Source organism: Kitasatospora sp. NPDC004531 (assembly GCF_053602195.1).
The window spans coordinates 59,062-82,057 of sequence record NZ_JBSGDD010000003.1; the positions used below are offsets into that span (position 1 = coordinate 59,062).

The 22,996-nt window shown below is 72.8% G+C and carries 19 protein-coding genes; 7 read left to right on the forward strand and 12 right to left on the reverse strand.

What is annotated here, in order from left to right; all coding sequences use genetic code 11:
• Positions 1–345 carry a MerR family transcriptional regulator gene (locus ACWEMJ_RS02480; protein WP_452135064.1) on the reverse strand — a complete coding sequence of 115 codons (345 nt, stop codon included), beginning with the start codon at positions 343–345 and terminating at the stop codon, positions 1–3.
• Between the two features lie 64 nt (positions 346–409).
• Between ACWEMJ_RS02480 and ACWEMJ_RS02485 the strand changes: the two genes are divergently transcribed.
• Positions 410–739 carry a putative quinol monooxygenase gene (locus ACWEMJ_RS02485; protein ID WP_452135065.1) on the forward strand — a complete coding sequence of 110 codons (330 nt, stop codon included), beginning with the start codon at positions 410–412 and terminating at the stop codon, positions 737–739.
• 7 nt (positions 740–746) lie between these two features.
• Here ACWEMJ_RS02485 and ACWEMJ_RS02490 read toward each other — a convergent pair whose 3' ends face one another.
• From ACWEMJ_RS02490 to ACWEMJ_RS02500, 3 genes are read right to left on the reverse strand one after another with little or no spacing between them, the layout of a single operon-like run.
• The gene (locus ACWEMJ_RS02490) at positions 747–1,475 is read right to left on the reverse strand and encodes a succinate dehydrogenase/fumarate reductase iron-sulfur subunit (RefSeq protein WP_452135066.1); all 729 of its coding nucleotides are present in this window, start codon (positions 1,473–1,475) and stop codon (positions 747–749) included.
• Entirely contained in the window at positions 1,472–3,415 is a 1,944-nt protein-coding gene (locus ACWEMJ_RS02495; RefSeq protein WP_452135067.1) for a fumarate reductase/succinate dehydrogenase flavoprotein subunit, read from the reverse strand. Before ACWEMJ_RS02495 ends, ACWEMJ_RS02490 begins: the two co-directional genes overlap by 4 nt.
• Before the next feature lie 32 nt (positions 3,416–3,447).
• Positions 3,448–4,209 carry a succinate dehydrogenase cytochrome b subunit gene (locus tag ACWEMJ_RS02500; protein ID WP_452135068.1) on the reverse strand — a complete coding sequence of 254 codons (762 nt, stop codon included), beginning with the start codon at positions 4,207–4,209 and terminating at the stop codon, positions 3,448–3,450.
• An 84-nt stretch (positions 4,210–4,293) separates the two neighbouring features.
• Here ACWEMJ_RS02500 and ACWEMJ_RS02505 point away from each other — a divergent pair, with 84 nt between their 5' ends.
• Together ACWEMJ_RS02505 and ACWEMJ_RS02510 are read left to right on the forward strand one after the other, a co-directional pair.
• Entirely contained in the window at positions 4,294–5,217 is a 924-nt protein-coding gene (locus ACWEMJ_RS02505; protein WP_452135069.1) for a LysR family transcriptional regulator, read from the forward strand.
• A gap of 393 nt (positions 5,218–5,610) precedes the next feature.
• Positions 5,611–6,153 (forward strand): MOSC domain-containing protein, encoded by a 543-nt coding sequence (locus ACWEMJ_RS02510; RefSeq protein WP_452135070.1) that lies wholly within the window; start codon positions 5,611–5,613, stop codon positions 6,151–6,153.
• A gap of 55 nt (positions 6,154–6,208) precedes the next feature.
• Here the strand turns inward: ACWEMJ_RS02510 and ACWEMJ_RS02515 are convergent, their stop codons facing one another.
• The 4 genes from ACWEMJ_RS02515 to ACWEMJ_RS02530 all read right to left on the reverse strand — a co-directional run bounded on the left by ACWEMJ_RS02515 (position 6,209) and on the right by ACWEMJ_RS02530 (position 8,724).
• Entirely contained in the window at positions 6,209–6,964 is a 756-nt protein-coding gene (locus ACWEMJ_RS02515; protein ID WP_452135071.1) for a PP2C family protein-serine/threonine phosphatase, read from the reverse strand.
• A gap of 133 nt (positions 6,965–7,097) precedes the next feature.
• On the reverse strand, positions 7,098–7,760 hold the full coding sequence (locus ACWEMJ_RS02520; protein WP_452135072.1) for an HD domain-containing protein: 663 nt from the start codon (positions 7,758–7,760) through the stop codon (positions 7,098–7,100).
• 128 nt (positions 7,761–7,888) lie between these two features.
• Complete coding sequence (locus tag ACWEMJ_RS02525) at positions 7,889–8,146, reverse strand: hypothetical protein (RefSeq protein ID WP_452135073.1); 258 nt, start codon at positions 8,144–8,146, stop codon at positions 7,889–7,891.
• A gap of 272 nt (positions 8,147–8,418) precedes the next feature.
• Positions 8,419–8,724 (reverse strand): DUF6221 family protein, encoded by a 306-nt coding sequence (locus tag ACWEMJ_RS02530; protein WP_452135074.1) that lies wholly within the window; start codon positions 8,722–8,724, stop codon positions 8,419–8,421.
• Positions 8,725–8,801: 77 nt separating this feature from the next.
• On the opposite strand from ACWEMJ_RS02530, the gene ACWEMJ_RS02535 reads away from it, so the two are divergent.
• Positions 8,802–12,353 (forward strand): NACHT domain-containing protein, encoded by a 3,552-nt coding sequence (locus ACWEMJ_RS02535; protein WP_452135075.1) that lies wholly within the window; start codon positions 8,802–8,804, stop codon positions 12,351–12,353.
• Positions 12,354–12,365: 12 nt separating this feature from the next.
• On the opposite strand, the gene ACWEMJ_RS02540 is transcribed toward ACWEMJ_RS02535, so the two are convergent.
• Together ACWEMJ_RS02540 and ACWEMJ_RS02545 are read right to left on the reverse strand one after the other, a co-directional pair.
• Positions 12,366–15,131, reverse strand: a complete 2,766-nt coding sequence (locus tag ACWEMJ_RS02540) for an AAA family ATPase (RefSeq protein WP_452135076.1) — start codon at positions 15,129–15,131, stop codon at positions 12,366–12,368.
• A gap of 115 nt (positions 15,132–15,246) precedes the next feature.
• The gene (locus tag ACWEMJ_RS02545) at positions 15,247–17,400 is read right to left on the reverse strand and encodes a M4 family metallopeptidase (protein WP_452135077.1); all 2,154 of its coding nucleotides are present in this window, start codon (positions 17,398–17,400) and stop codon (positions 15,247–15,249) included.
• A 248-nt stretch (positions 17,401–17,648) separates the two neighbouring features.
• On the opposite strand from ACWEMJ_RS02545, the gene ACWEMJ_RS02550 reads away from it, so the two are divergent.
• Both ACWEMJ_RS02550 and ACWEMJ_RS02555 read left to right on the forward strand, forming a co-directional pair.
• A complete protein-coding gene (locus ACWEMJ_RS02550) occupies positions 17,649–18,242 on the forward strand; it encodes an ArsR/SmtB family transcription factor (RefSeq protein ID WP_452135078.1) in 594 nt (197 codons plus the stop codon).
• Complete coding sequence (locus ACWEMJ_RS02555) at positions 18,239–19,510, forward strand: MFS transporter (RefSeq protein WP_452135079.1); 1,272 nt, start codon at positions 18,239–18,241, stop codon at positions 19,508–19,510. Before ACWEMJ_RS02550 ends, ACWEMJ_RS02555 begins: the two co-directional genes overlap by 4 nt.
• Before the next feature lie 36 nt (positions 19,511–19,546).
• On the opposite strand, the gene ACWEMJ_RS02560 is transcribed toward ACWEMJ_RS02555, so the two are convergent.
• A complete protein-coding gene (locus tag ACWEMJ_RS02560; protein WP_452135080.1) occupies positions 19,547–20,089 on the reverse strand; it encodes a hypothetical protein in 543 nt (180 codons plus the stop codon).
• 416 nt (positions 20,090–20,505) lie between these two features.
• On the reverse strand, positions 20,506–21,270 hold the full coding sequence (locus ACWEMJ_RS02565) for a GntR family transcriptional regulator (protein ID WP_452135081.1): 765 nt from the start codon (positions 21,268–21,270) through the stop codon (positions 20,506–20,508).
• 188 nt (positions 21,271–21,458) lie between these two features.
• Between ACWEMJ_RS02565 and ACWEMJ_RS02570 the strand changes: the two genes are divergently transcribed.
• The gene (locus tag ACWEMJ_RS02570; RefSeq protein ID WP_452135082.1) at positions 21,459–22,979 is read left to right on the forward strand and encodes an alkaline phosphatase family protein; all 1,521 of its coding nucleotides are present in this window, start codon (positions 21,459–21,461) and stop codon (positions 22,977–22,979) included.
• The last annotated feature ends 17 nt before the right edge of the window (positions 22,980–22,996 follow it).

Here is a 22,996-nt window from a genome sequence, read left to right on the forward strand (position 1 = left end):
TCAGGCCGCCTGCGGCACCCGCGCGGTGAGGTCCGCCAGCGCGTCCCGCGCGGTGCTCAACTCGCCGATCCGCGCGTCGAGTTCGGCGAGCTGGGCGGTGAGCCGGTCGCGGACGCAGGGGTGCAGCCGGCCGTCCTCGTAGCACGGCATCAGCTCGCGGATGGTGCGGCTGGTCAGCCCGGCGGCGAGCAGCGCACGGATCCGGCCGACCTGGACGGGCGCGTCCGCGTCGTACTCGCGGTGGCCGCCGGGGGTGCGGTGCGCGGTGAGCAGCTCCTGCTGCTCGTAGTAGCGCAGCAGCCGGACCGGCACCCCGGTGGTCCTGGACAGCTCCCCGATCCGCATGTGACCCACCCCACACCGCTTCGACTTGAACCTCACACCGGTGTCACATCCTACGGTCATCGACATGACGACGAACCAGAACAACGACGCTGTCGAACCGGTCGCGCTGTACGGCTTCCTCACTCCGAAGGACGGCCACCGCGAGCAACTGCTGGACCTGCTGGCCGAGTTGGTGGAGCCCTCGCGCTCCCGCCCGGGCAGCCTGGTGTACCGGCTGCACGAGCAGGAGGACGGCCGGATCTTCCTCTACGAGCTGTGGGCGAGCCAGCAGGAGCTGGCCGCCCACCACGCCACGCAGGTGCTCAGGGACGTGCTGGACCGGCTCCCCGAGCACCTGGCGGGCGCCCCGGAGGTCCACCAGGGCCGCCTGTACGGGGAGCCGGCCGGCCGCTGAAGTCGGCTCAGCTCCGCAGGAACTCGCGGTTGAGCCGGGCGATCCCGGTCAGCGGGATGCCCTTGGGGCAGGCGGTGGCGCACTCGCCGGTGTTGGTGCAGCCGCCGAACCCTTCGGCGTCCATCGCGCCCACCATGTTCCGCACCCGCGAGGCGCGTTCCGGCGCGCCCTGCGGGAGGACGTTGAGGTGGACCACCTTGGCGGCGGTGAACAGCATCGCCGAGCCGTTGGGGCAGGCGGCCACGCAGGCCCCGCAGCCGATGCACTCGGCGTGCTCGAAGGCCAGGTCGGCGGCCTCCTTGGGGACAGCGGTGGCGTGCGCCTCGGGGGCGGAGCCGGTGGGCGCGGTGATGTAGCCGCCGGAGCCGATGATCCGGTCGAGCGCGGAGCGGTCCACCACCAGGTCCCGCACCACGGGGAACGCGCCAGCCCGCCACGGCTCGACGTCGATGGTGTCGCCGTCGTTGAAGTGCCGCATGTGCAGCTGGCAGGTGGTGGTGCGCTCGGGGCCGTGGGCCTGGCCGTTGATGACCATGCCGCAGGCCCCGCAGATGCCCTCGCGGCAGTCGTGGTCGAAGGCGACGGGGCGCTCGCCGCGCAGGATGAGCTCCTCGTTGAGGGTGTCCAGCATCTCCAGGAAGGACATGTCCTCGCTGATGCCGGAGATCCGGTACTCGGTCATCTCGCCCGGGGTGTCCGGGCCTTGCTGGCGCCAGATGCGCAGGGTGAGGTTCACGCGTAGCTCCGCTGGGTGGGGTGGACGTGCTCGAAGACGAGCTCTTCCTTGTGCAGGACGGGGGCCTCGCCGGTGCCGGTGAACTCCCAGGCCGCGGCGTAGGCGAACTCCTCGTCGCGGCGGGCGGCTTCGCCGTCGGGGGTGGCGGACTCGGTGCGGAAGTGGCCGCCGCACGACTCGGCGCGGTGCAGCGCGTCCAGGCACATCAGTTCGGCGAGCTCGAAGTAGTCGACCAGCCGGTTGGCCTTCTCCAGCGCCTGGTTGAGCTCGGCGCCGGTGCCGGGCACCTTGATCCGCCGCCAGAACTCCTCGCGCAGCTCGGGGATCCGGGCCAGCGCGTGGCGCAGCCCGGCCTCGTCGCGGGCCATTCCGCAGTTGTCCCACAGGAGTTCGCCGAGCTCGCGGTGGAAGGAGTCGGGGGTGCGGTCGCCGTCCACCGAGAGGATCAGGTGGAGGCGGTCGGTCACCTCGGCCTCCACCTCGGCGAGTTGGGGGTGGTCGTCGGGGACGGGGGCGAGCGGGGTGCGGCCCAGGTAGTCGTTGAGGGTGGGCGGCAGCACGAAGTAGCCGTCGGCGAGGCCCTGCATCAGGGCGCTGGCGCCGAGCCGGTTGGCGCCGTGGTCGGAGAAGTTGGCCTCGCCGATGGCGAACAGGCCGGGGACGGTGGTCTGCAGGTCGTAGTCGACCCACAGTCCGCCCATGGTGTAGTGGATCGCCGGGTAGATCCGCATCGGCACGGTGTACGGGTCCTCGGCGGTGATCCGCTGGTACATCTCGAACAGGTTGCCGTACTTGGCCTCGACGGCGGCCCGGCCGAGCCGGGCGATGGCGTCGGCGAAGTCCAGGTACACCCCCTGCCCGCCGGGGCCGACGCCGCGGCCCTCGTCGCAGACCACCTTGGCGGCGCGGGAGGCGATGTCGCGGGGCACCAGGTTGCCGAACGCCGGGTAGATGCGTTCCAGGTAGTAGTCGCGCTCGTCCTCGGGGATCTGCGCCGGCGGGCGGGTGTCGCCCTTGGCCTTGGGCACCCAGATCCGGCCGTCGTTGCGCAGCGACTCGCTCATCAGCGTCAGCTTGGACTGGTGGTCGCCGGAGCGCGGGATGCAGGTCGGGTGGATCTGCGTGAAGCACGGGTTGGCGAAGTACGCGCCGCGCCGGTGGGCGCGCCAGACGGCCGTCGCGTTCGAGTTCTTGGCGTTCGTCGACAGGTAGAACACGTTGCCGTAGCCGCCGGTGGCGAGCACCACGGCGTCCGCCAGATGGGTGCGGATCTCGCCGGTGACCAGGTCGCGGGCGACGATGCCGCGCGCCCGGCCGTCGATCACGACCAGGTCGAGCATCTCGGTGCGGGCGTGCAGCTCGACGTTCCCGGCGGCGATCTGCCGCGACAGCGCCTGGTAGGCGCCGAGCAGCAGCTGCTGGCCGGTCTGGCCGCGGGCGTAGAAGGTGCGGGAGACCTGGACGCCGCCGAAGGAGCGGGTGTCGAGCAGGCCGCCGTACTCGCGGGCGAACGGCACGCCCTGGGCCACGCACTGGTCGATGATCTCCACCGAGACCTCCGCCAGGCGGTGCACGTTGGACTCGCGGGCGCGGAAGTCGCCGCCCTTGACGGTGTCGTAGAAGAGTCGGCGGATCGAGTCGCCGTCGTTGCGGTAGTTCTTCGCGGCGTTGATGCCGCCCTGCGCGGCGATCGAGTGGGCGCGGCGCGGGGAGTCCTGGAAGCAGAACTGGACGACGTGGTAGCCCTGTTCGGCGAGCGTCGCGCCGGCCGCGCCGCCGGCCAGGCCGGTGCCGACCACGATCACGGTGTGCTTGCGGCGGTTGGCCGGGTTGACCAGCTTGGCCTCGAACCGCCGCTGGTCCCAGCGCTGCTCGATCGGCCCGGCCGGGGCCCGGGTGTCGGCGACGGGCGCGCCGACGGTGTAGTCGAGGTAGCTCATCGGGGCCTCTCCCGCGTTCGTCTCGTCGTGGTTCATCGGACCAGCCCCGCCATCACGGCCACCGGCACCGACAGGAAGCCGGCGGTCAGCAGCAGCGCCAGCCCGTTCGCGGCGAGCTTCAGCGCCCGGTCGCGGCGCGGGTTGTTGACGCCGAGGGTCTGCGCGGCGCTCCAGAAGCCGTGCCGCACGTGCAGCCCGAGGGCGAGCATCGCCAGGCAGTAGATCCCGCCGCCGTACCAGGTGGAGAACGAGGCCACGATGTTCTGGTACGGGTACCCCTCCTCGGCGAGCGGGTTCACCGTCAGGGTGGTCAGGTCGAGGATGTGCCAGACGACGAACAGGCCGAGGATCACGCCGCCCCAGCGCATCGTCCGGGTCGCGTAGCTGGTCTGCCGGCGGCGGTGCGCGTACTGCTGCGGGCGGGCCTTCAGGTCGCGGCGGCTGAGCTGGTAGGCGGCGACGCCGTGCGCGACCACCGCCGCCAGCAGGACGGGCCGGGCCAGCCAGAGGAACCAGCCGTGGTGCAGCACCGGCTGTCCGATGGTGCGCAGCCAGTGCGCGTAGCCGTTGAGGTCGTCCGGGCCGAAGAACACCTTGAGGTTGCCCAGCATGTGGGCGACCAGGTAGGCGAGCATCACCAGCCCGCTGACGGCCATCACCGCCTTCTTGCCGACGGAGCTGTGCCAGAGCGCCGCCGCCTTCGTGGACGGCTGCCGACCGGGGGTGGGGGCCCCGGGTGTCCGACCGGGGGCGGGGGTTCGATTCGCCCGGTTCGTCCGGGTCGCAGAAGCCATGAGCATGACGGTAGGCCGGGCGCGCAGGCGCTGTCCAAGACATGAAAGCGCTGCTGACGATAGCCAATGCCTATGATGGCCGGTGTGCAGTTGCAGCAGCTCGCCTACTTCGTCGCGGTCGCCGACGCCCGGCACTTCACCCGGGCGGCCGAGCAGACGCACGTCTCCCAGCCGTCACTCTCGCAGCAGATCCGTTCCCTGGAACGGGAGTTGGGCGCGGAGCTGTTCCACCGCTCACGCTCCGGCACCTCGCTGACGGACGCCGGGCAGGCGCTGCTGCCGCTGGCCCGGCGCATCCTGGCGGACGCGGAGAGCGCCCGGCGGGCCGTCGCCGAGACGGTGCAGCTGCGCCGGGGCCGGGTCCGGTTCGGGGCGCCGCCCTCGCTCTGCGCCAGCCTGGTGCCCGAGGTGCTGCGCGCCTACCGGGCGCTGCACCCCGGGGTGGACCTCCGGCTGACCGAGGGCGGCTCGCGCGACCTGGTCCGCGACCTGGAGGCCGGCGAGCTCGACCTCGCGCTGATCATCGCCGCCCCGTCGGCCGCGCCCGCCGCCCTGTCCGTCGCCCCGCTGCTGCACGAGGACCTGGTGCTGGTCTCCGCCGAGCCGCTCCCCCGCCGCCGGGCCCGGATCGCCGACCTGCGCGGCCGCGGCCTGGTGATGTTCCGGGAGGGCTACGACGTGCGCGAGTCCACCCTCGCCGCCTGCCGCGCCGCGGGCTTCGAGCCGACGTACGCCGTCGAGGGCGGCGAGATGGACGCCGTGCTGGCCGCCGTCCGGGCCGGCCTCGGACCCGCCGTCGTCCCCGGCATGGTCGCCGCCCGCTCCGGCCTGCACGCCGCCCCGTTCGCCCCGCCCGGCCTCGGCCGCACCATCGCCCTCGCCCACGGCCGCGACCTCCCCCTCACCCGCGCCGCCGACGCCTTCCGCGCCACCCTGCTCGCCTACCTCCTGGACGCCGACCGGGCGGCCTCCCTCCCCCCGGGCACCCGGCTCCTCCCGCCGGCCTGACGGGCCCGGCGATCCGTCACGGGTGTCCGAAGGGCTGCAGGATCGGCCCGCAGACGTGCCACTCGTCGCCGCCCTCACTGGCCGGGTGGCCGAGGTGGGCGCACCACCGGAGCACGATGTCCTGGCCGTCGGACGGCCCCGGGGCGACGGTCCAGCCCTGCAGGTGCCCGGACGGGTTGGCCTTGTTCAGTACCGCGTAGCTGTCGCGCGGGTTGTGGGCGGCCGGCCGGCTCCGACGTCCGGTGCCGAACTCGCGCCCGCCGCTTGCCCGTTCACGCAGCGCTCCGGGCGGTGGAACCGCCGCCGAACGCGTCGCCTAGGGTGGGGGCCGCGAGGGCCGTTCGGGGTCCGAGGTTCGTTCGGGGTCCGAGGTTCGAGATGGGGCGGTGGGCGATGTCCGGCAGTGTGGTGGCGGTCAGCAGCAACGGCGAGTACTCCTTCACCAAGCCCAACCGGGACGCGATCCGGCTCCTGGAGGGTCTGGGCGTCGAGGGCGACGTGCACGCGGGCGTCACCGTCAAGCACCGCTCCCGGATCGCCCAGGACCCGACGGTGCCGAACCTGCGCCAGGTCCACCTGATCCACGCCGAGCTGTTCGACGACCTGGCCGGGGCCGGATTCGCCGTCGCCCCGGGCGAGTTGGGCGAGAACGTCACCACCTTGGGCGTGGACCTGCTGGGCCTCCCGGTCGGAGCCCTCCTGCACCTCGGCCCCGACGCGGTGGTCGAGGTCACCGGGCTGCGCAACCCGTGCGCGCAGATCGACAACTTCCAGGGCGGCCTGCTCAAGCAGGTGGTCGGTCGGGACGAGAGCGGCACGATCGTCCGCAAGGCGGGCATCATGGGCATCGTCCGCACCGGCGGCCTGATCCACCCCGGCGATGCCGTCACCGTCACCCTGCCGGACGGCCCTCACCGGCCGCTGGAACGGGTCTGAACTTCCGCTCCCAGCAGGCCGGTTGGGGCTCCCGGGATGGCACGGACGGTCGGGGTCAGTCCTCGATCCGGACCAGGGCGACGGTGATGTTGTCCGGGCCGCCCGCGCGGATCGCGGCACGCCACAGTTCGACGACGGCGTGCTGGTCGTCCTCCTGCGCGTCGCCGTCGGCGGTCACGGCCGCCCACTCCTGCGGGGGCACCGGGTCGCTCAGGCCGTCGGTGCAGAGCAGGTAGCGGGCGCCGACGCGGAGCGGCAGCCGGCTCACGTGCGGGCGGAGGGCGTCACGAGGGGTGCCGCCGCCGAGGACGCTGGTGACCAGGTGGGTGGTGCGCTGCCCGGGGGCGAGCGGCGGGCTGTCGTCGACGCTGAGCAACCTCGGTTCGGCGTCGGTGAGTTCGTAGACCCGGCTGTCGCCGACGTTGAACACCAGCACGGCGTCGGCGGTCATCGCCAGCCCGGCCACGGTGGTGCCCATGCCGGCCAGGGTGGGGTCCGCGTCGGAGGCGTCGTGCAGCGCCGCGTGGCAGGACTGCAGGATGTCCTCGACGGACTGCTCGTCGGTCAGGCCGGCGCCGGCCGCGCCGAGTTGGCCGACGGTCAACGAGGAGGCCACGTCGCCGCCCCGGTGGCCACCGAGCCCGTCGGCGACCGCCACCGTCACAGCGGCGGCGCCGAGCGGGAAGTAGAGGGTCTGCGGGCTGTCGGTCGCCGTCGCGCAGAGCGTCCACGGCCCGACCGCCACACTGTCCTCGTTGTGGGAGCGCACCACTCCCGCATGACTGAGCACGCTCACCGCGACGATCGGCACGACCGCCCACCTCCTCCAACTTCCCCGCTCGCACCACCTGTGGCACGGCGCGACCTCAGCGAAGCACACCCGGGCGCGAGCCCGCCGACCGGGGCCCCGCTCCTTCACGGCGCGCCCGGTCGGGGCCGGGGCGTCAGCCCTGCTCGCCGCTACCGCGCCGCGCCCAGCCGCGCAGCTCGCCCTCGTCGATCAGCCGCCGCCCGGCCTCCCACAGCGCCGCCGACGCGTCCCCGATCACCGCCTTGCGCGCCCGGACGTCGTCCGCCGTCACTCCGGGCGTGCGCCAAGTGCCGCCCTGGGCCATCCAGTTGAGCAGCAACGGCTGCAACCGGTCCATCGCCTTCGCGAACCGCGCCTCCGGCGTGCGGCGCGCCTCGAACTCGTCCCACAGCTCCCGCAACCACCGCGCCTGGTCCTTCGGCAGCAGCCCGAACAGCTCGTCCGCCGCCACCGACTCGCGCTCCGCCTGATCGACGCCCGCCGCCGTGTCGTACAGCGGGGTGTCCCCGGCGTAGATCTCCACCAGGTCGTGCAGCAGCACGAGTTGGACGGTGTGCCCGACGTCGATCGGCTCGTCCGCGTACTCCGCGAGGACGGTCACCATCATGGCCAGGTGCCAGGAGTGCTCGGCATCGTTCTCCCGCCGGTCGGCCGCCACCAGCGGGGACTGCCGGAGGACGGTCTTGAGCCGGTCGATCTCCACCAGGAAGGTCAGCTGGGCGCGAAGGCGCGCGTCGATGCCGCCGTCGGGGAAGGGCGTGCGGTCCACCAGGAGAGGTCGGGGTTCTTCACTCATGTGGCCCATCCTGCCACCGACGCACATTTTTTGACCTTCCGTCAGTTCTCGCTCGCTGCCCGGGGACGCAGCGACGCCCGGCGGGTGGTTTCCCGCCGGGCATCCGGTTCGAGGTGGGGACTCAGGTATTAGAAGGTGGCACCGGAGTCGGTCAGCGAGCCGGCGACACCTTCGTCACCCGCGAAGACCGCGCCGGCCATGTGCTCGACGCAGTGCTCGGAGACCTGGGAGCTGACGAAGGCCTCGCCCGCACCCGCCGCGCTCGCCTCGAACGCACCCTGCACGAAGTGGGCGCTCGGCTCGTCGGCGGACGCGAGCCCGGCACAGCCGATCACCAGGGGGGCGGCGAGGGCGCCGACGGCCAGAACACGCTGGATAGCACGCATGGGAATTCTCCTCCGAGTAGTTCGCTTTGGCGGCGGGGCGCTGTGTGTGCCCTGCCGATAATCAGATAGCCACAGGATTTGACGGCCCGCAGAGCACCCATACGGCCATGTGGTCCTGATGCTGTGTCAGGACCACATGCGACCACTGAGAAGGAGCGCCCCGGAGATTCACCCCTGCGGGGAGCCACGAACTGGCGGGTCGGACCGTCGGCAGCAGCATCCGACCACCGAAGCACCGGCCGGGAGGGCGCGATACCGGATATGACTGACTGTCAGCTCGCGTGATGCGCGGCCTCGTCAGGTGTCTCCGACGCGGGTCCGGGACGCCATTCCGCGCGGTAGTCGGGGTGCGTGCTGTAGGCCTGCGCGAGGACACGGAGCGCGTAGGCGAGGCCGGCCGCACGAGGGTCCGAGCGGTCCATCGTCGCGTACTCGCCCGCCAGCATCTCGATCAGGTCGAGCATCGGCAGGTGGCTGTCGAGCAGGGCCTCGACGCCGAAGACATGGGCGACGTACGCGTAGGCGTGATTGTCGCTCTCGTTGCACGCCCGCAGGAACCTCAGCAGATCATCTTCCATGGGCTCATCCTCGCGTACCGGCCGGAGCGGCCCGATAGGGTTCCCGAGGGGACGGGCGGATGCGAGGGGGCAGCGGGATGTCGGTGATCGCGACGGCGGCCGGGGCGCTGGCGAGGTTGGTGGCCAAGCCGCTGACGGACGCGGCGATGCGGCAGGAGCGGGTGCTGCGGGCGCTGCGGCTCGTCAAGCTGGATCCGAGAAAGCCTCCGCGTGACTTCGACGGTCTCTACGCGCTCACGCTGATCGAGTACTGCGCGGGGCGGGCGGAGTCCGTCTTGGCCGTGTTCCGCGACGAGTACGTGATCGACTCGTTCCGCCGCTCGTTCGAGCACCGGGACTTGGCGCGGGTGCGGCGCGAGGTGGCGGAGGCGGTCGAACGGAACCGGGAGACCGGGGAGTTCGGGCATCTGGCGCACGGCTTCGAGGAACACGTGGACGCGTTCAGCGCCACGTTCGAGGAGCTGGTCGACCGGACCAGGGAGCCGCACGAGGTGCGATTCGAGGAGATGGTCAAGAAGTTCGTCAGGACCGCCGACCGGACCCGGGACGAGGAGGAGCACCGGCGGTTGCGGATCGAGCCCCACCGGGCCGAACTCACCCCGGCGCAGCGGCTGGCGCAGGACGCGGAGGAGTGGTTCCGGGCCGTCGGGTACGAGATCCGGCGCGAGCAGTGGCCGGTCGGCGAGGACGCGGTCGCGCTGCTGGTGGACATTCCGCGCCGCCGGGGGCGCTTCGACCGCACGGTGATGCTGTGCGTGGCGGGCGAGTTGGGCCCGCACCACCTCAACGCCCTTGCGGGGCTGACCGATTCGATGGCGGCCGCCGAAGGCTGGGGCATCGCCCGGCTGCGGGTGAGTGCGGCGGCCAGGGCCTTGGCGAAGGCCAGCGACGACACCTTGTTCTGCTACTCGTTCGACGAACTCATCGACGAGGAGGCCGACTTCGAGCCGTACCTCGCGTGGGTGGAGGAAGAGGTGCGGCGGCGCGGCATCGACACCAGGTACGTTCCGCTGTCCTGCGAGAAGGACGAGGTCGACCCGGTCACCGGCCAGCGCCTCGCGACCAGCGACTACCGCTGGCAGGACGGCGGCCTGGACGACTACGTGGCGCGCTGGCTGGACGAGCCGGCCAAGCAACACCTGTCCGTGCTGGGCGAGTTCGGCATGGGCAAGTCCTGGTTCGCCCTCCATCTGGCGCACACCATGGTGCAGGCCTGGCGGGAGGCCAAGCGGCGCGGTGTGCCGCGTCCTCGGCTGCCGCTGCTGATACCGCTGCGGGACTACGTCAAGCAGACCACCGTGCAGGGGCTGCTGGCGGAGTTCTTCTTCAACAAGCACAAGGTGCTGCGCAGCGCCGACGTCGTCCAGGTGCTCAACCGGATGGGCCGGCTGCTGCTGATCTTCGACGGCTTCGACGAGATGGCGGCGCGGGCCGACCGCAACACCGTGGTGGCCAACTTCTGGTCGCTGGCCTCGGCGGTGGACCAAGGCGCGAAGGTGCTGCTGAGCAGCCGCAAGGAACACTTCCGGGACGCCCAGGAGGCGCGGGACCTGTTCGGCGCGAAGATCAGCGCCTCCGGCCACGGCGCGATCGTCAACGGGCCGACGTTCGACATCGTCGAGCTGGTCCCGTTCGACGACGAGCAGATCGAGCGGATGCTGCGCAACGACCTCAAGGACGACGACAAGGTGCGCACCGTCATGGGCCACCCGGACGTCCTGGAGCTGATGCGGCGGCCCGTCATGTCGGAGCTGGTGATCGACGCGCTGCCGGAGATCGAGCACGGCGCGGAGGTCGATCTGGCCCGCATCTACCTGTACGCGGTGCAGCGGAAGATGGACCGCGACGTGCTGGAGGAGCGCACCTTCACCTCCCGCGCGGACAAGCTGTACTTCCTCTGCGAGGTCGCCTGGGAGATGCTCTCCACCGACCGGCTGACGCTCAACTACCGTGATTTTCCCGACCACTTGCGCAGTTGCTTCGGCCCGGCCGTGCAGAGCGCGAAGGATCTGGACTTCTGGGAGCAGGACATGCGCAACCAGGGCATGCTGGTGCGCAACGCGGAGGGCGACTACGGGCCTTCGCACAAGTCGCTGCTGGAGTTCCTGGTGGCGCTCCGTCTGGTGGCCCAACTCGGGCTGCTGGAGGGCGACTTCCTGGCGGCGGTACAGCCCACCGAGTGGGAGGGGGACGGCGCCTCGCACCTTGTGCCCTGGTCGGAGTACTTCACCTCACGTGGCCCGGACGGCTCGCTCGCGCCGCTGGCAGGCTTCGCCCCGGAGTCGATCGAGGTGTTGGCGGGCTCGTTCGGGATGCTGGAGGACAACCTGACGGTGTTCGAGTTCATGGCCGCCATGGTCCGCGACGAGCCCGGGAACCTCGCACGGCTGGTGGAGCTGACCGGACACCCGGACACCGGGCGGCTGGACGGCAACTGCCTGAACCTGGCGGTGCATGCGGGCTTCGACCTGGCAGGGCTGTCGCTGCCCGGTCGGCAGCTCTTCGGCTTCGGGCCATGGGAGTTGGAGCGCGGGGTGTCGCTGTCGGGCGCCGACCTGCGCGGCGCCGACCTGCGCCGTGCGGCACTCGCCGGCGTCGATCTCTCCGGTGCGGATCTGACGGAGGCCCGGGTCCGCCCCAACATCCTGCGCGACGGAACGCGGGGCCGGGCCGGCCTGCTGATGGACGACGGCACTGTCGTCGCGGCGTCGAACGGCGCGTTGCTGCACTGGCCCGGTGGGCGGTTGACCGATCCGCCGCTCCGGTTTCCGATCGATGGCATCCGGGCGCTGACGATCTGGGACAGCGGCACCTGGTGGGCGGCCGGGCCTGGCGGCGGATGGCTCATCCGGTCGGCTACGGGCGAGGTGCTCGACACCACTCCTGGTATCGGCCCCATGGAGCTTCCCATCCGCTGGGGTGGCCTCCCGCGGGTCTTCGATCTCGGAGCCTACATCGTTCGCGATCACGGCCGCACGGTGGTCGCGAGGCTGTCTTGGATGGCGGGTTCGAATCGCTGCTTCCACTTCTCCGATCACTCGCGAGTAGGCGTACTGACTTCCTCCCGGGGCGCGGTGGAGTTCCTTGTCACCGACGAGCAGGCAGCCGGGGGATGGCGCTCGATCGGCCGGCTTGCCCTGCCTCTGGGGGCTGCGATGCAGAGCATCGACCGCTCCGCCGGCAGCGCGTTGCTCACCCCCGAAGGTCGGATCGTGGCCGTGGTGGACAGCACGTCCGAAGAAGTGCGCCTCGCCGCAGACGGCCTTGCGCTGCCGTTCCCACTGGACGGCCCCATCCAACGCTTCGTCTACCGCTCGGTTTCCGGTCTGGCCGCACTGGCCTCGAACGGCAGCCTGCGGGGGTGGCGGCTCGACCACCCGGACGAACCCGCCCTGTGGCACCACCGCATTCCAGTCATCACCGGACTCTGGGCCGCCACAGCCGGTGACCGCCTGGCGTTGACCACTCACATGGGCGAACTCTGGCTGCTCGACTTCCTTACCGGCGAGGTACTCCACCGACTCCCCCTCACCGACCGACTGCGGGGCACTCGCTTCTCCCGTGACTGCGGCTTCGACGACGACACCCTCGCCGCGATCGTCCGGCTCGGCGGCGTCCTGGTCGACTGAGCAACTCGCCGACTACGCCTCGCACTTCGCGAGTTCCGCGCGACCCCGGACGCCGTACTGGCGGAAGAGGCGGGTCAGGTTCGCCTCGACGGCCTTGACGGAGAGGTGGAGGGTGGCGGCGATTTCGCGGTTGGTGGCGCCGGTGCGGACCAGGGCGAGGATCTGCTGCTGGGTGGGGGTGGGGTCGGCTTCCAGGGCGTCGAGGGAGGCGAGGGCGGCGTCGGCGTGTCTGATCCAGGGGAGGCAGCCGGCGGCGGTGTAGCGGGCGTGGGCGTCCTGGTAGGCGGCGCGGGCGGCGGCGCGGCGGCGGGCGCGGCGTTCGAGGGCGCCGAGGGAGAGCTGGGCGCGGGCGAGTTCGAGCGGGTAGGGGTGGGCGGCGGGGAGCAGCGAGCGCAGTGTGTCCGCGGCCAGGCGCGGGTCGGTGAGTGCGGTGAGGTGGGCTTCGGCGCGGTGGAGGCCGAGCAGGACGACGTCGCGGCCGAGGTGGGCGGCGCGGGTGCGGGCGTCGGCCAGGGTGGCGGCGGCGTCGGCGGGCCGGCCGGTGAGGGCGAGGGCTTCGGCCAGGTCGGCGTCCACCAGGAAGAGGCTGGGGTCGGTGAACTGCATGCGGCGGAGCAGGAGTTGGCACTGGGTGAGGTGGTGGACGGCGGTCGGCAGGTGGCCGAGCAGGAGCGCGGCGCGGCCGCGGAGGCCGTGGGCGTAGGCGAGCCACTCGTGGTCGTGGTCGTCCTCGGCGGCGCGGATCGCCGAGTCGAGGAGCTGGGCGGCGCGTTCGGCGGTGCCGCCGTTGAGTTCGGCGGCACCGCCGAGGACGCGGGCGGGGCCGGGGGTGGGTTCGATGCGTTCGCGCAGGTCGTGGGCGGCGCGGCCGGCGGCGTGGGCCTCGGTGCAGCGGCCGGCGCGTTCGTGGACGGAGGCGGCGATGTAGAGGACGTTGGTGAGGTCCTCGGTGCGGCCGGCGGCTTCGATCTCGGCGCGCAGGGCTTCGACCTCGGCGAGGGCGCGGGGGGTGTCGCCGCTGCGGAGGGCGGCGACGGCGAGGCCTTCGCGGCACAGGACGGCGGCGGCGGTGGGGGGCCGGCCGGCGGCGAGGCGGCAGCCGCGTTCGAACAGGGCGCGGCCGCGGGCGGGGTCGGTGAGCAGGGTGATGGGGGCGCGCAGGGCGAGGAGTTCGACGAGCAGGTCGGGGTTGTCGGCGTGGTCGGCGTGCTTCTCGGCGGTCTCCAGTTCGGCGAAGCCCTCGGTGCGGTCGCCGCGGTGCAGGGCGCGGACGGCGCGTTCCTGGTGGACGGCGGCGGTGAGGGCGGGGTGGCCGCCGGTGTCGTCGGCGGCGGCGGCCAGCAGGGTTTCGGCGTCGGGGTGGTCGGGGCCGAGGAGGCGGGTGAGCAGCAGGCGGGCGTGGACGCGCAGGTCGGCGGCGGGGGCGGTGGCGAGGTGTGCGCAGCAGGCGCGGGCGAGGTCGGGCAGGCCTGCGGCGGCGGCGTTGCGGGCGGCGGCGAGCAGGTGGCGTCCGGCGGTGTCGGGGTCGGGGGTGTGGCGGGCGGCGTGGCGGAGGAGTTCGGCGGCGGTGCCGGGGGCGCCCCGGGTGAGGGCGGTGTCGGCGGCGCGGGTGAGGCGGGAGGCGAGTCGGGGGTCGGGGTGTTCGGCGGCGAGGGCCTGGTGGCGGACCTGTTCGACGGGGTCGGCGGTGAGTTCGGCGAGTTGCCGGTGGGCGTCGCGCAGGGCGGCGGGGGTGGCGTCGGCGAGGACCACTTCGGCGATCAGCGGGTGGCTGAACTGGGGTGCGCCGGTGGGGGTTTGGCGGACGATGTCGTGGCGGCGGGCGGCGGCGAGGGGTTCGGTGACGGTGGCGGGCAGGCCGGTGCCGGTGCGGGCGGCGGCGAGGACGGTGAGGGCGGCGCGGGCGGCGTCGGGGAGTTCGGCGAGGCGGGCGGAGACCAGGGCGCGCAGCCGGTGGGGGACGTCGAGCGGCCGGGCGGGGTCGGCGGCGAGCGCGGCGTCGGCGTGGTCGGTGGCCAGTGAGCGGCCCAACTCCAGGGCGTAGTAGGGGTTTCCGGCGCTGACGGCGTGCACCCGGGCGAGCGTGAGGCCGCTCAGGCGCAGGCCGAGTCGTTCGCGCAGCAGGGCTCCTGTGCCGCGTTCGCCGAGGGGTCCGACGGGGAGGTCGCGGGCGGCGGGCGGGCAGAGCGCGCCCATGGTGGGGGCGGTGTCGGCGTGTTCGGTGCGTTCGGTGACGGCGAAGCGGACCGGGTGGTCGGCGAGGCGGCGGGCGGCGAACGCGATGACCTGGCGGCTGGCTTCGTCGAGCCACTGGGTGTCGTCGAGCAGGACGAGCACGGGGCCGCGCCCGGCGAGTCGGCGCAGGGTCTCCAGGACGGCGACGCGGACGGCCAACGGGTCGGTGGGGACGCCGAGTTGGGGGGCGCGGTGGAGCAGCGCGCATTCGAGGGCCTGGCGCAGGTGGCTGGGGAGTTCTTCGGCGAGCGCGGGGAGGGTTTCGCCGAGCAGGTCGATCAGGGCGAGGTGCGGCAGGTCCGCCTCGGCGGCGGTGGGGCTGCTGCGCAGGACCGACTCCCCTGTCGCGTGGGCTTCGCGGGCGAGTGCGTCGAGCAGGGCGGTCTTGCCGATGCCGGCCGGTCCGTGCAGCAGGACGCCGCCGGTGGCGGCGAGGGCGGTGCGGATGTCGGCGAGCAGGTGCGCGCGGTCGACGAGTGCGGGCTCGGCCGGACCTGCCGTGGTGGTGGCGGGTCCGGCCGGGCCGGGGAGGATGCCGGTCATGGCGGTCAGTGTGCCGCCTTCCACCGGGTTGCGCGAGGGTGTCACATGAACACGACACGCTCGCGATGCTGCGTTAAGTCCCTTTTAAGGGAGACCTGTTGGGGGCTGGTGCGGGTCAGCCGACGGAGACGTCGTCGAGCAGGAAGACGGTGGACAGCGAGGCGTCCTCCTGGCCGGCGAACTGCAGGTTGACGCTCTGGCCGCGGTAGGCGGACAGGTCGACGGTCTTCTGCACGTACCCGGCGCTGGCGTTGGCGTTGGAGTAGGTCGCCAGGGTGGCGCCGTTGGCGGTGACCTTCAGGGTGTCGTAGGCGGTGGAGCCGGTCTCCTGGGTGGTGACCTTCAGCCAGAAGGTGAGCTTCGGGGTGCCGCCGGCGGGCACCGCGATGTTGCTCTGCGACAGCGTCTCGCTCGCGGCGGAGCCGTAGCCCATCATCCAGGCGTACCACGAACCGCCGTGCGGGGTCTGCTGGTTGGAGTTGGTGATGTCGTTGGCGCTCTGCGTCCAACCGGTGGCGCCCTGCTCGAAGTCGCCGTTGGTGAGGGCGTTGCCGGGGTTGGGGTTGCCGGTGGGCGAGCCGGTCGGGGACGGGCTCGGGCTGGAGGTGCTGCCGCCCGGGTCGGGCAGGGCGGTGCCGAGGGAGACGGCGGCCCAGGCCTTGGAGACGATGTACCGCTCCTGCGAGTTGCTGCCGTACAGGTCGGCGGCGGCCTGCAGGGTGGCGGTGCGGGCGGAGGAGTAGTTGGTGGTGGAGGTCATGTAGGTGCTCAGGGCGCGGTACCAGATGGCCGCGGCCTTGTCCTTGCCGATGCCGTTGAAGCTGTCGCCGTTGCACGGGGTGCCGTTGTGCGGCAGGCCGCCGATGGTCTTGGCGCCGGTGCCTTCGGCGGTCAGGTAGAAGAAGTGGTTGGCGATGCCGGAGGAGTAGTGCACGTCGACCTGGCCGGCCCGGCTGCTGTAGCAGGACAGCGAGCTGCCGTCGGCGGACGGGTTGTCCATCCGGCGCAGGTAGCCGTTGCCCATGTGGAGCTTCTCGCCGATGTAGTAGTCACCGGGGTCGGTGGTGTTGTTGGCGTAGAACTCGACCATGCTGCCGAAGATGTCGGAGGTGGCCTCGTTGAGGCCGCCGGACTCGCCGGAGTAGTTCAGGTTGGCGGTGGCGGCGGTGACGCCGTGGCTCATCTCGTGGCCGGACACGTCGAGCGCGGTCAGCGGGGTGTTGCCGTTCTGGCTGGAGCCGTCGCCGAAGGACATGCAGAAGCAGCTGTCGTCGTAGAACGCGTTCAGCAGCTGGTTGTCGACGTGCACGTAGGCCGGGGCGCCGCGGCCGTCGTTGCGGATGCCGCTGCGGTTGAAGGTGTTCTTGTAGTAGTCCCAGGTCTTGGCGAGGCCGTAGGAGGCGTCCACGGCGGCGCTCTCGCGGCTCGAAGTGGAGCCGTTGCCCCAGGTGTTGGTGGACTTGCTGAAGGTGCGGGCGTTCTGCGCGGGGTTGGACTGCGGGCTGTTGTACGAGTCGTAGACGACCGTGGAGCCGTGCAGCGCGTCGGTCAGCGTGTAGCCGCTGCCGCCCTGGCTGGTCTCCAGCGTGACCTGGCCGACGTTGACGCCGTTGCCGGTGCCGGAGATCTCCGGGTTGACCTCGTAGCTGTCCAGGACCGCGCCGCTGGCCGCGTCGATCAGCACCGCCTCGCGGGAGTTGGCGCCGGTGTCGCCCGCGCCGGTGACGGTGTTGCGGTAGGCCAGCACCGGGACCTTGCCGCCCGCCCAGACCACCAGCTGGCTGCTGTCGAGGTTGGTGGTGCGGGCCTGCTTGACGTGCTTGGCGCTGCGCTCGGCGGTCTTGGAGGCGTCCTGGGCGGACAGCTTCGGCGCCACCCCGGCGACCTTGAGTGCGCCGTCGTGCGCCCAGGTGGTGGAGGTGATCTTCCCGTTCTTGGCGCGGTGCACCACCAGGTCGCCGCCGACCACCGGCAGCCCCCGGTAGGTGCGGTCGTAGCGGACGTGCCGCGCACCGTCGTTGTCGACCAGGACGTCCTTGGCAACCAGGCGCTCGTCCGGGCCGAGGCCCAGCGCCTTGGCCGTCGCGCCGGCCTCCTTGCCGGCCTGGTCGAGCGCGGCCAGCCGGCCGACCGTGCTCATCGCCTGGAATCCGGCGCCCGGCTGGGTGGCGGCGCTGGCCTGCGCGACGTTCTGCGAGGTGGCCAGTGCGGCGGTGCCCAGGGTGAGGGCGGCCGCGACGGCCGCCGCCAGAGCGGTCTTGCGGTTCATCGGGTATTCCTCCCGCCGAGCCGGGGTTGATGGGGGACGGCCGGCGGCACCGAAGGGGTGTGGTGTCGCGGCCGGTTTCGGCTCGGCGGCAGGACGCTAGAACCGCGGACGGCCCTTGCGACATGCCCTCGCCAACTCCACAAGGGCCGCACAAGGGTCCTCCCGGGCACCCGGCAGGGGGCGGCCGCCAACGACCCTCGCGAATCTGAGAGTTGACTCTCAGATATTGTGAGAGCACACTCTCAGGAATGAATTCGGGCAACCCGCTCGGCGATGTCGAGCTCACCGATCCCAGGGCCATGCGCGCCCTGGCGCACCCCGTCCGGCTGGCCGTCCTGGAACGGCTGCGCCGCCACGGCCCGTCCACCGCGAGCGAGTTGGCCCCGCACGTCGGGGCCACGCCGACGGTGACGAGCTGGCACCTGCGGCACCTCGCCGAGTTCGGACTGGTGCGCGACGCCGAGCCCGGGCCGGACCGGCGCAAGCGGCGCTGGGAGGCGGTCGGGCGCGGGTTCCGGTACGCGCCGACGGACGACGGGGAGGGCGGCGCGGCCGCGCGCGCACTCTCGCGGCAGCTGTTCCTGCGCTCGGCGGACCTGCCGTCCCGCTGGATCACCGAGGTCGAACCCGAACTTCCGCTGGAGTGGCGGAGGTTGTCCGGCCTGGCCAACACCAGGGTGGTCCTCTCCCCCGCCGAGCTCGCCGAGCTGTCGGACGCGGTGGAACGGCTGCTCGCCCCGTACGTGCACCGCACCGCCGCCGAGTGGCCGGCCGGCGCGCGCGCCGTGCGGCTGATGCGGTACGCGCTGCCGGAGGCCGAGGACCCGGGGAGCGGCGAATGACCACGCTGGTCCGGGCTCCCGCCGCCGACCGGCCGCTGCGGCACGACCGGCGGTTCCGGCGGTTCTGGGCCGGCCAGGCCGTCTCCCAGTGCGGCGACCGGATCACCGAGTTGGCGCTGCCGCTGATCGCCGTCACCGCGCTGCACGCCTCCACCGCGCAGGTGGCCGCGCTGACGGCGGTGCTGTGGGCGCCGAACCTGCTGGCGGTGTTCCTCGGCGCGTGGGTGGACGGCCGCCGCGACCAGCGCCGGCTGATGGTGGTCGCGGACCTCGTCCGGGCGGCGGCCCTGGCCTCGCTTCCGCCGGCCGCGCTGCTCGGCGCGGTGACCCTGGGCCAGCTGTACGCGGTGGCGGCGGTGACGGGCGCGGCCGGGGTGCTGTTCAACAACGCGTACGCGCCGTTCTTCGCCCGCCTGGTGCCGCGGACCGCGTACCTGGCCGCCAACAGCCGCCTCAGCACCACCCGTTCGGCGTCGCAGATCGCCGGGCCGGCACTGGGCGGGGCGCTGGTGCAGCTGCTGTCGGCGCCCGTCGCGGTACTGGCGGACGCGTTGTCGTTCCTGGTCTCGGCCTTCCTGATCGGTCGGATCCGCCTGCCGCGGACGGAAGCCGACCGGGGCGGGCGGGCGGAGCCGATGCTGTCCCGGGCGCGGGCGGGCCTGCGCTTCGTGGTGCGCGATCCGGTGCTGCGGGCGAGCCTCGGCTGCTGCACCACCGTCAACTTCTTCACCCTGCTGGGCTACGGCCTGGTGGTGCTGTTCGCCGGCCGCACCCTCGGCCTGTCGGCGGGCAGCATCGGCGCGGCGTTCGGCCTCGGCTCGACCGGCGGCCTGCTCGGCGCGCTGCTCGCCCCCGCGGTGTCCCGCCGCCTCGGCCTGGGCCGCACCGTCCTCCTCGGCTCCGTGCTCTTCCCGGCCCCGATGGCGCTGCTGACCGTGGCGGACGGACCCGGATGGGCCCGGATGGGGATGCTGACGGCGTTCGAGTTCCTCTCCGCGCTGGGCGTGATGCTGTTCGACGTCAACCTCAACTCCCTGCAGGCGGCGGCCGTCCCGGACGCCCTGCGCAGCCGGGTGTCCGGCGCGTTCGCCACCGTCAACTACGGCGTCCGCCCGCTCGGCGCCCTCACCGGCGGGCTGCTCGGCACCACCGTCGGCCTCCGCCCCGCCCTGTTGGTCGCGGCGGTGGGAGGCACGCTGTCCGCCCTGTGGCTGCTGGCCTCGCCGATCCCGCGGATCCGCTCGCTCGACGACGTGCACCTGCCGTAGCGGCGGGAGCCGCAGTGGCGGCGGCCCCGGGCGCGGTCACGGTGCGGGTCGGAGCCGCTCGGTGCGGACGGCGGCGGGGAGCGCGGTCAGCCAGGCGTCCACTGCCTTCGGGTCGATCTCGCCGAGCAGGGCGAGGCCGGGGCCGGCCGGGTCGGCGCCGATCTGCCGGGCGTGCTCGCGCCAGGCGACCCGCTCCGAATGGAGGGCGAGGCGGCGGCCCGGCGGGATGCGGGTCAGGGCGACGTACACGGCGTCCAGCACCAGGGCGCCGCGCTGGGCCCGGCCGACGGTGATCGAGCGGACGTCCTGCCACGGGACGAGGGTCGCGCCCGGCCAGTCCGGCGTGCTCAGGCGCAGACCGGCCTCGGTGGCGGTGAGGCGGCGCCCGTGACGGAGGACGTACACGATCCCGAGCGCCGACGCCAGCGCCGCGGCCGCGATCAGCGTCATCAGTGCCCGCACGTCCGGCGCGGCGACGAACGGGCCGAGGACGGATCCGGCCCCGAGGGCGGCGACCATGAACCAGCCCGTGCCCCGCACCACCCGGTGCGCGCGAACAACGAGTCGTGCCTGCGGCATCGCGGTCCCCCTGCCCACCGCCGGAGCCGCGCAACGCGACCCGGCACCCCGGACCGGAATCCTGCCCGCTGCCCCGGCGCGCCAATCCCGAACCGCCGCTCGTCCCGAACGACGACAACTCGGCGACAAGTCAAGTGAGTTGACGCTGGCACGGGGCGCCCGGGCGGAGGCATCCTGGATACGGTCCGCCGCAACGCCGGAAGGGGAGGGCCGGATGGGGAGGTTCAGGTCAGCGGGCGTGGGGATGCTCGTCCTGGGTGCGCTACTGCTGCTGCTCCGCTTCGTCGACACGCCGGACGCCCGTCCGTCGGGCAAGCAGCCGACCCCGCCGGCGAACCCGGCACCCCTGCCGGGGTACACGCCCCCGCCACCGCCGCCCTATCCGGGCTGGCCGGGCCCTCCGCCGGGGAGCGTGTTCACGTTCCGGTAGCGGGCGGCCGGCCGAGGTCGAGGGTGAAGCTGAAGCGGTCGCCCCGGTAGAGGGTGCGGACGAGTTCCAGCGGGCGGCCGGCGTGGTCGTGGCTGTGGCGGTGCAGCAGGAGCATCGGCAGGGCCGGCGGGGTCCCGATCAGGAGGGCCTCGCGCGGGGTGGCGAGCACGGTCTCGATGCGTTCCTGTGCGCCGGCCAGGCGGATGCCGCGGGTGAGCAGGTGGGCGTAGAGCGAGCCGGCCGGGTCGAACTCCGTTGCCAGGCCGGGGACTCGGGCGACCGGCAGGTAGCTGGATTCCAGGCCGACGCGTTCCTCGTCGGCGTGCAGGACGCGTTCCAGGTGCCAGAGCGGTTCGCCGGGGGCGACGTCCAGGCGGGCGGCGAGGACGGGGTCGGCGGGCTGCCGGTCGAGGGCGATCAGGGTGCGGCCGGGGCGCAGGCCCTGGCGGGTGACGCCTTCGGTGTAGCTGGCCAGCGACAGCGGCTGCTCGATCTTGGCGCCGGCCACCACGGTACCCCTCCCCCGGCGGCGCAGGCGGCCTTCGAGCGTCAGGTCGCGCAGGGCCTGCCGGAGGGTGGCCCGGGCGACGCCGTACCGCTCGGCCAGCGCGGTCTCGGTGGGGAGTCGGCCGCCGGGCCCCAACTCGTCGAGCAGTTCTTCGAGTCGGGCTTTGACCAGGTAGTACTTCGGCACCCGCCCGTGCTCGGGGACGCCGGATCTGGCGGGGGCGAGGGCGGTGCGCTGCTCCATCGGCCCACCTTATCGAGCACGCCGCTCCGGCCGTCCACGAAGCATCACGAACAAGTAACCGGTCTGGTCTGAATTTTGACACTTGTTCATACAATTGTGCACTCGCCGGGGGGTCGTGCTCGCCCCGTCGCCCCATCCTCGCTGTGCCGGTGCAACCGCACCGTGTCGCTTTCCCGTTGGGAGACCCCGTGCGCAACTCCCGTTCCGCCCTTGCCCTTTCGGCTGCCGCAGTGGTCGCCGCCGCCCTGCTGCCGCTCGCCGGATCGGCCACCGCCGCCCCGGCCGCCACCGCCTCCTACAACGGGCTGCCGAACGGCACCAAGCAGGCCAAGACGCTGGTGATCGGCATCGACGGCACCCGCTACGACCGGCTGCTGACCGCCGACGCGCCGAACCTCAAGGCGCTGATGGCCTCGGGCACCACCGCCACCTCCAACCTGTACGCCAACCCGCTGGCGCCGACCCTCTCCGGCCCGGGCTGGTCGACCATCGCCACCGGCGTGTGGCCGGACAAGCACAGGGTGCTGGACAACGCGTTCACGGGCGCGCGCTTCGACCTCTACCCGGACTACGCCGGCCGGCTGGAGACCGCCGATCCGGGCAACTCCACGCTGGTGATCGGCTCGTGGAACCCGATCACCGGCAACGTCTTCAACAGCAAGGCCGACCTGCGGATCGCGGAGAGCGAGAACGACCCGAAGACCGCCGCCGACGCCGCCGACTTCCTCGCGCACGGCAACCCGGACGAGGTGTTCCTGCACTTCGACGAGGTGGACGAGGCCGGCCACAGCTACGGCGGCACCAGCAGCCAGTACATGTCGGCGATCCACGCCGCCGACGGCCTGGTCGGGCAGGTACTGGCCGCCCTCAAGTCCCGCCCCACGTACGGCTCCGAGGACTGGCTGATCGTCGTCACCACCGACCACGGCCACACCGACGCGGGCGGCCACGGCGGCAACTCCGCCAACGAGCGCCAGACCTTCATGATCCTCAACGGCCAGGGCCTCCCGGCCGGGGCGCGCCGCTACGACGTCAAGCCGGTGGACATCGCGCCGACCGTCCTCAAGCACGAGGGCGCGCCGATCGACCCGGCCTGGGGCCTGGACGGCTCCCCCGTGGACGAGATCGTCCCCGACGCGTTCGACGCGCTGCGGCCCGGCCTGCAGAGCCGGGTCGACGAGACCGGCATCGGCTCCGCGATCAAGGGCTTCACCCACACCCCGCCGGCCGGCTGGTCGATCGACAACTCCCGGATGCCGTCCGGCGGCGTCACCGAGTGGCGCGGCTGGGCGTTCGCCACGGACGAGTTCTGGACGGCCGCGCAGCTCGGCCAGAGCCGCGAGACCAACGTCCGGGCCCGCAACGTCTTCGCGGTCGCCGACTCCGACGAGTGGGACGACAAGGCGCACGGAGCCGGGCAGTTCGACTCCACGCTGATCTCCCCCGCCTACCCGGTGGCCGGGCTGAGCCGCGGCACGCTGTCCTTCGCCACCGACTACAAGATCGACGGCCCGCAGACCGGCGACCTGTACGTGGTGTTCGACAACGGCGCGCCGCAGCTGGTGAAGTCCTACCGGGCCGACCTGAACACGGTCGAGCACCTGAACATCACGGTGCCGGCGGGCGCGTCCACGGCGCGCTTCCAGTTCCGCTACACCGGCACCAACTCGGCGTTCTGGACGGTCGACCAGGTGGTCTTCTCCGGCTGAGCGCCCAGGGCCCGGCC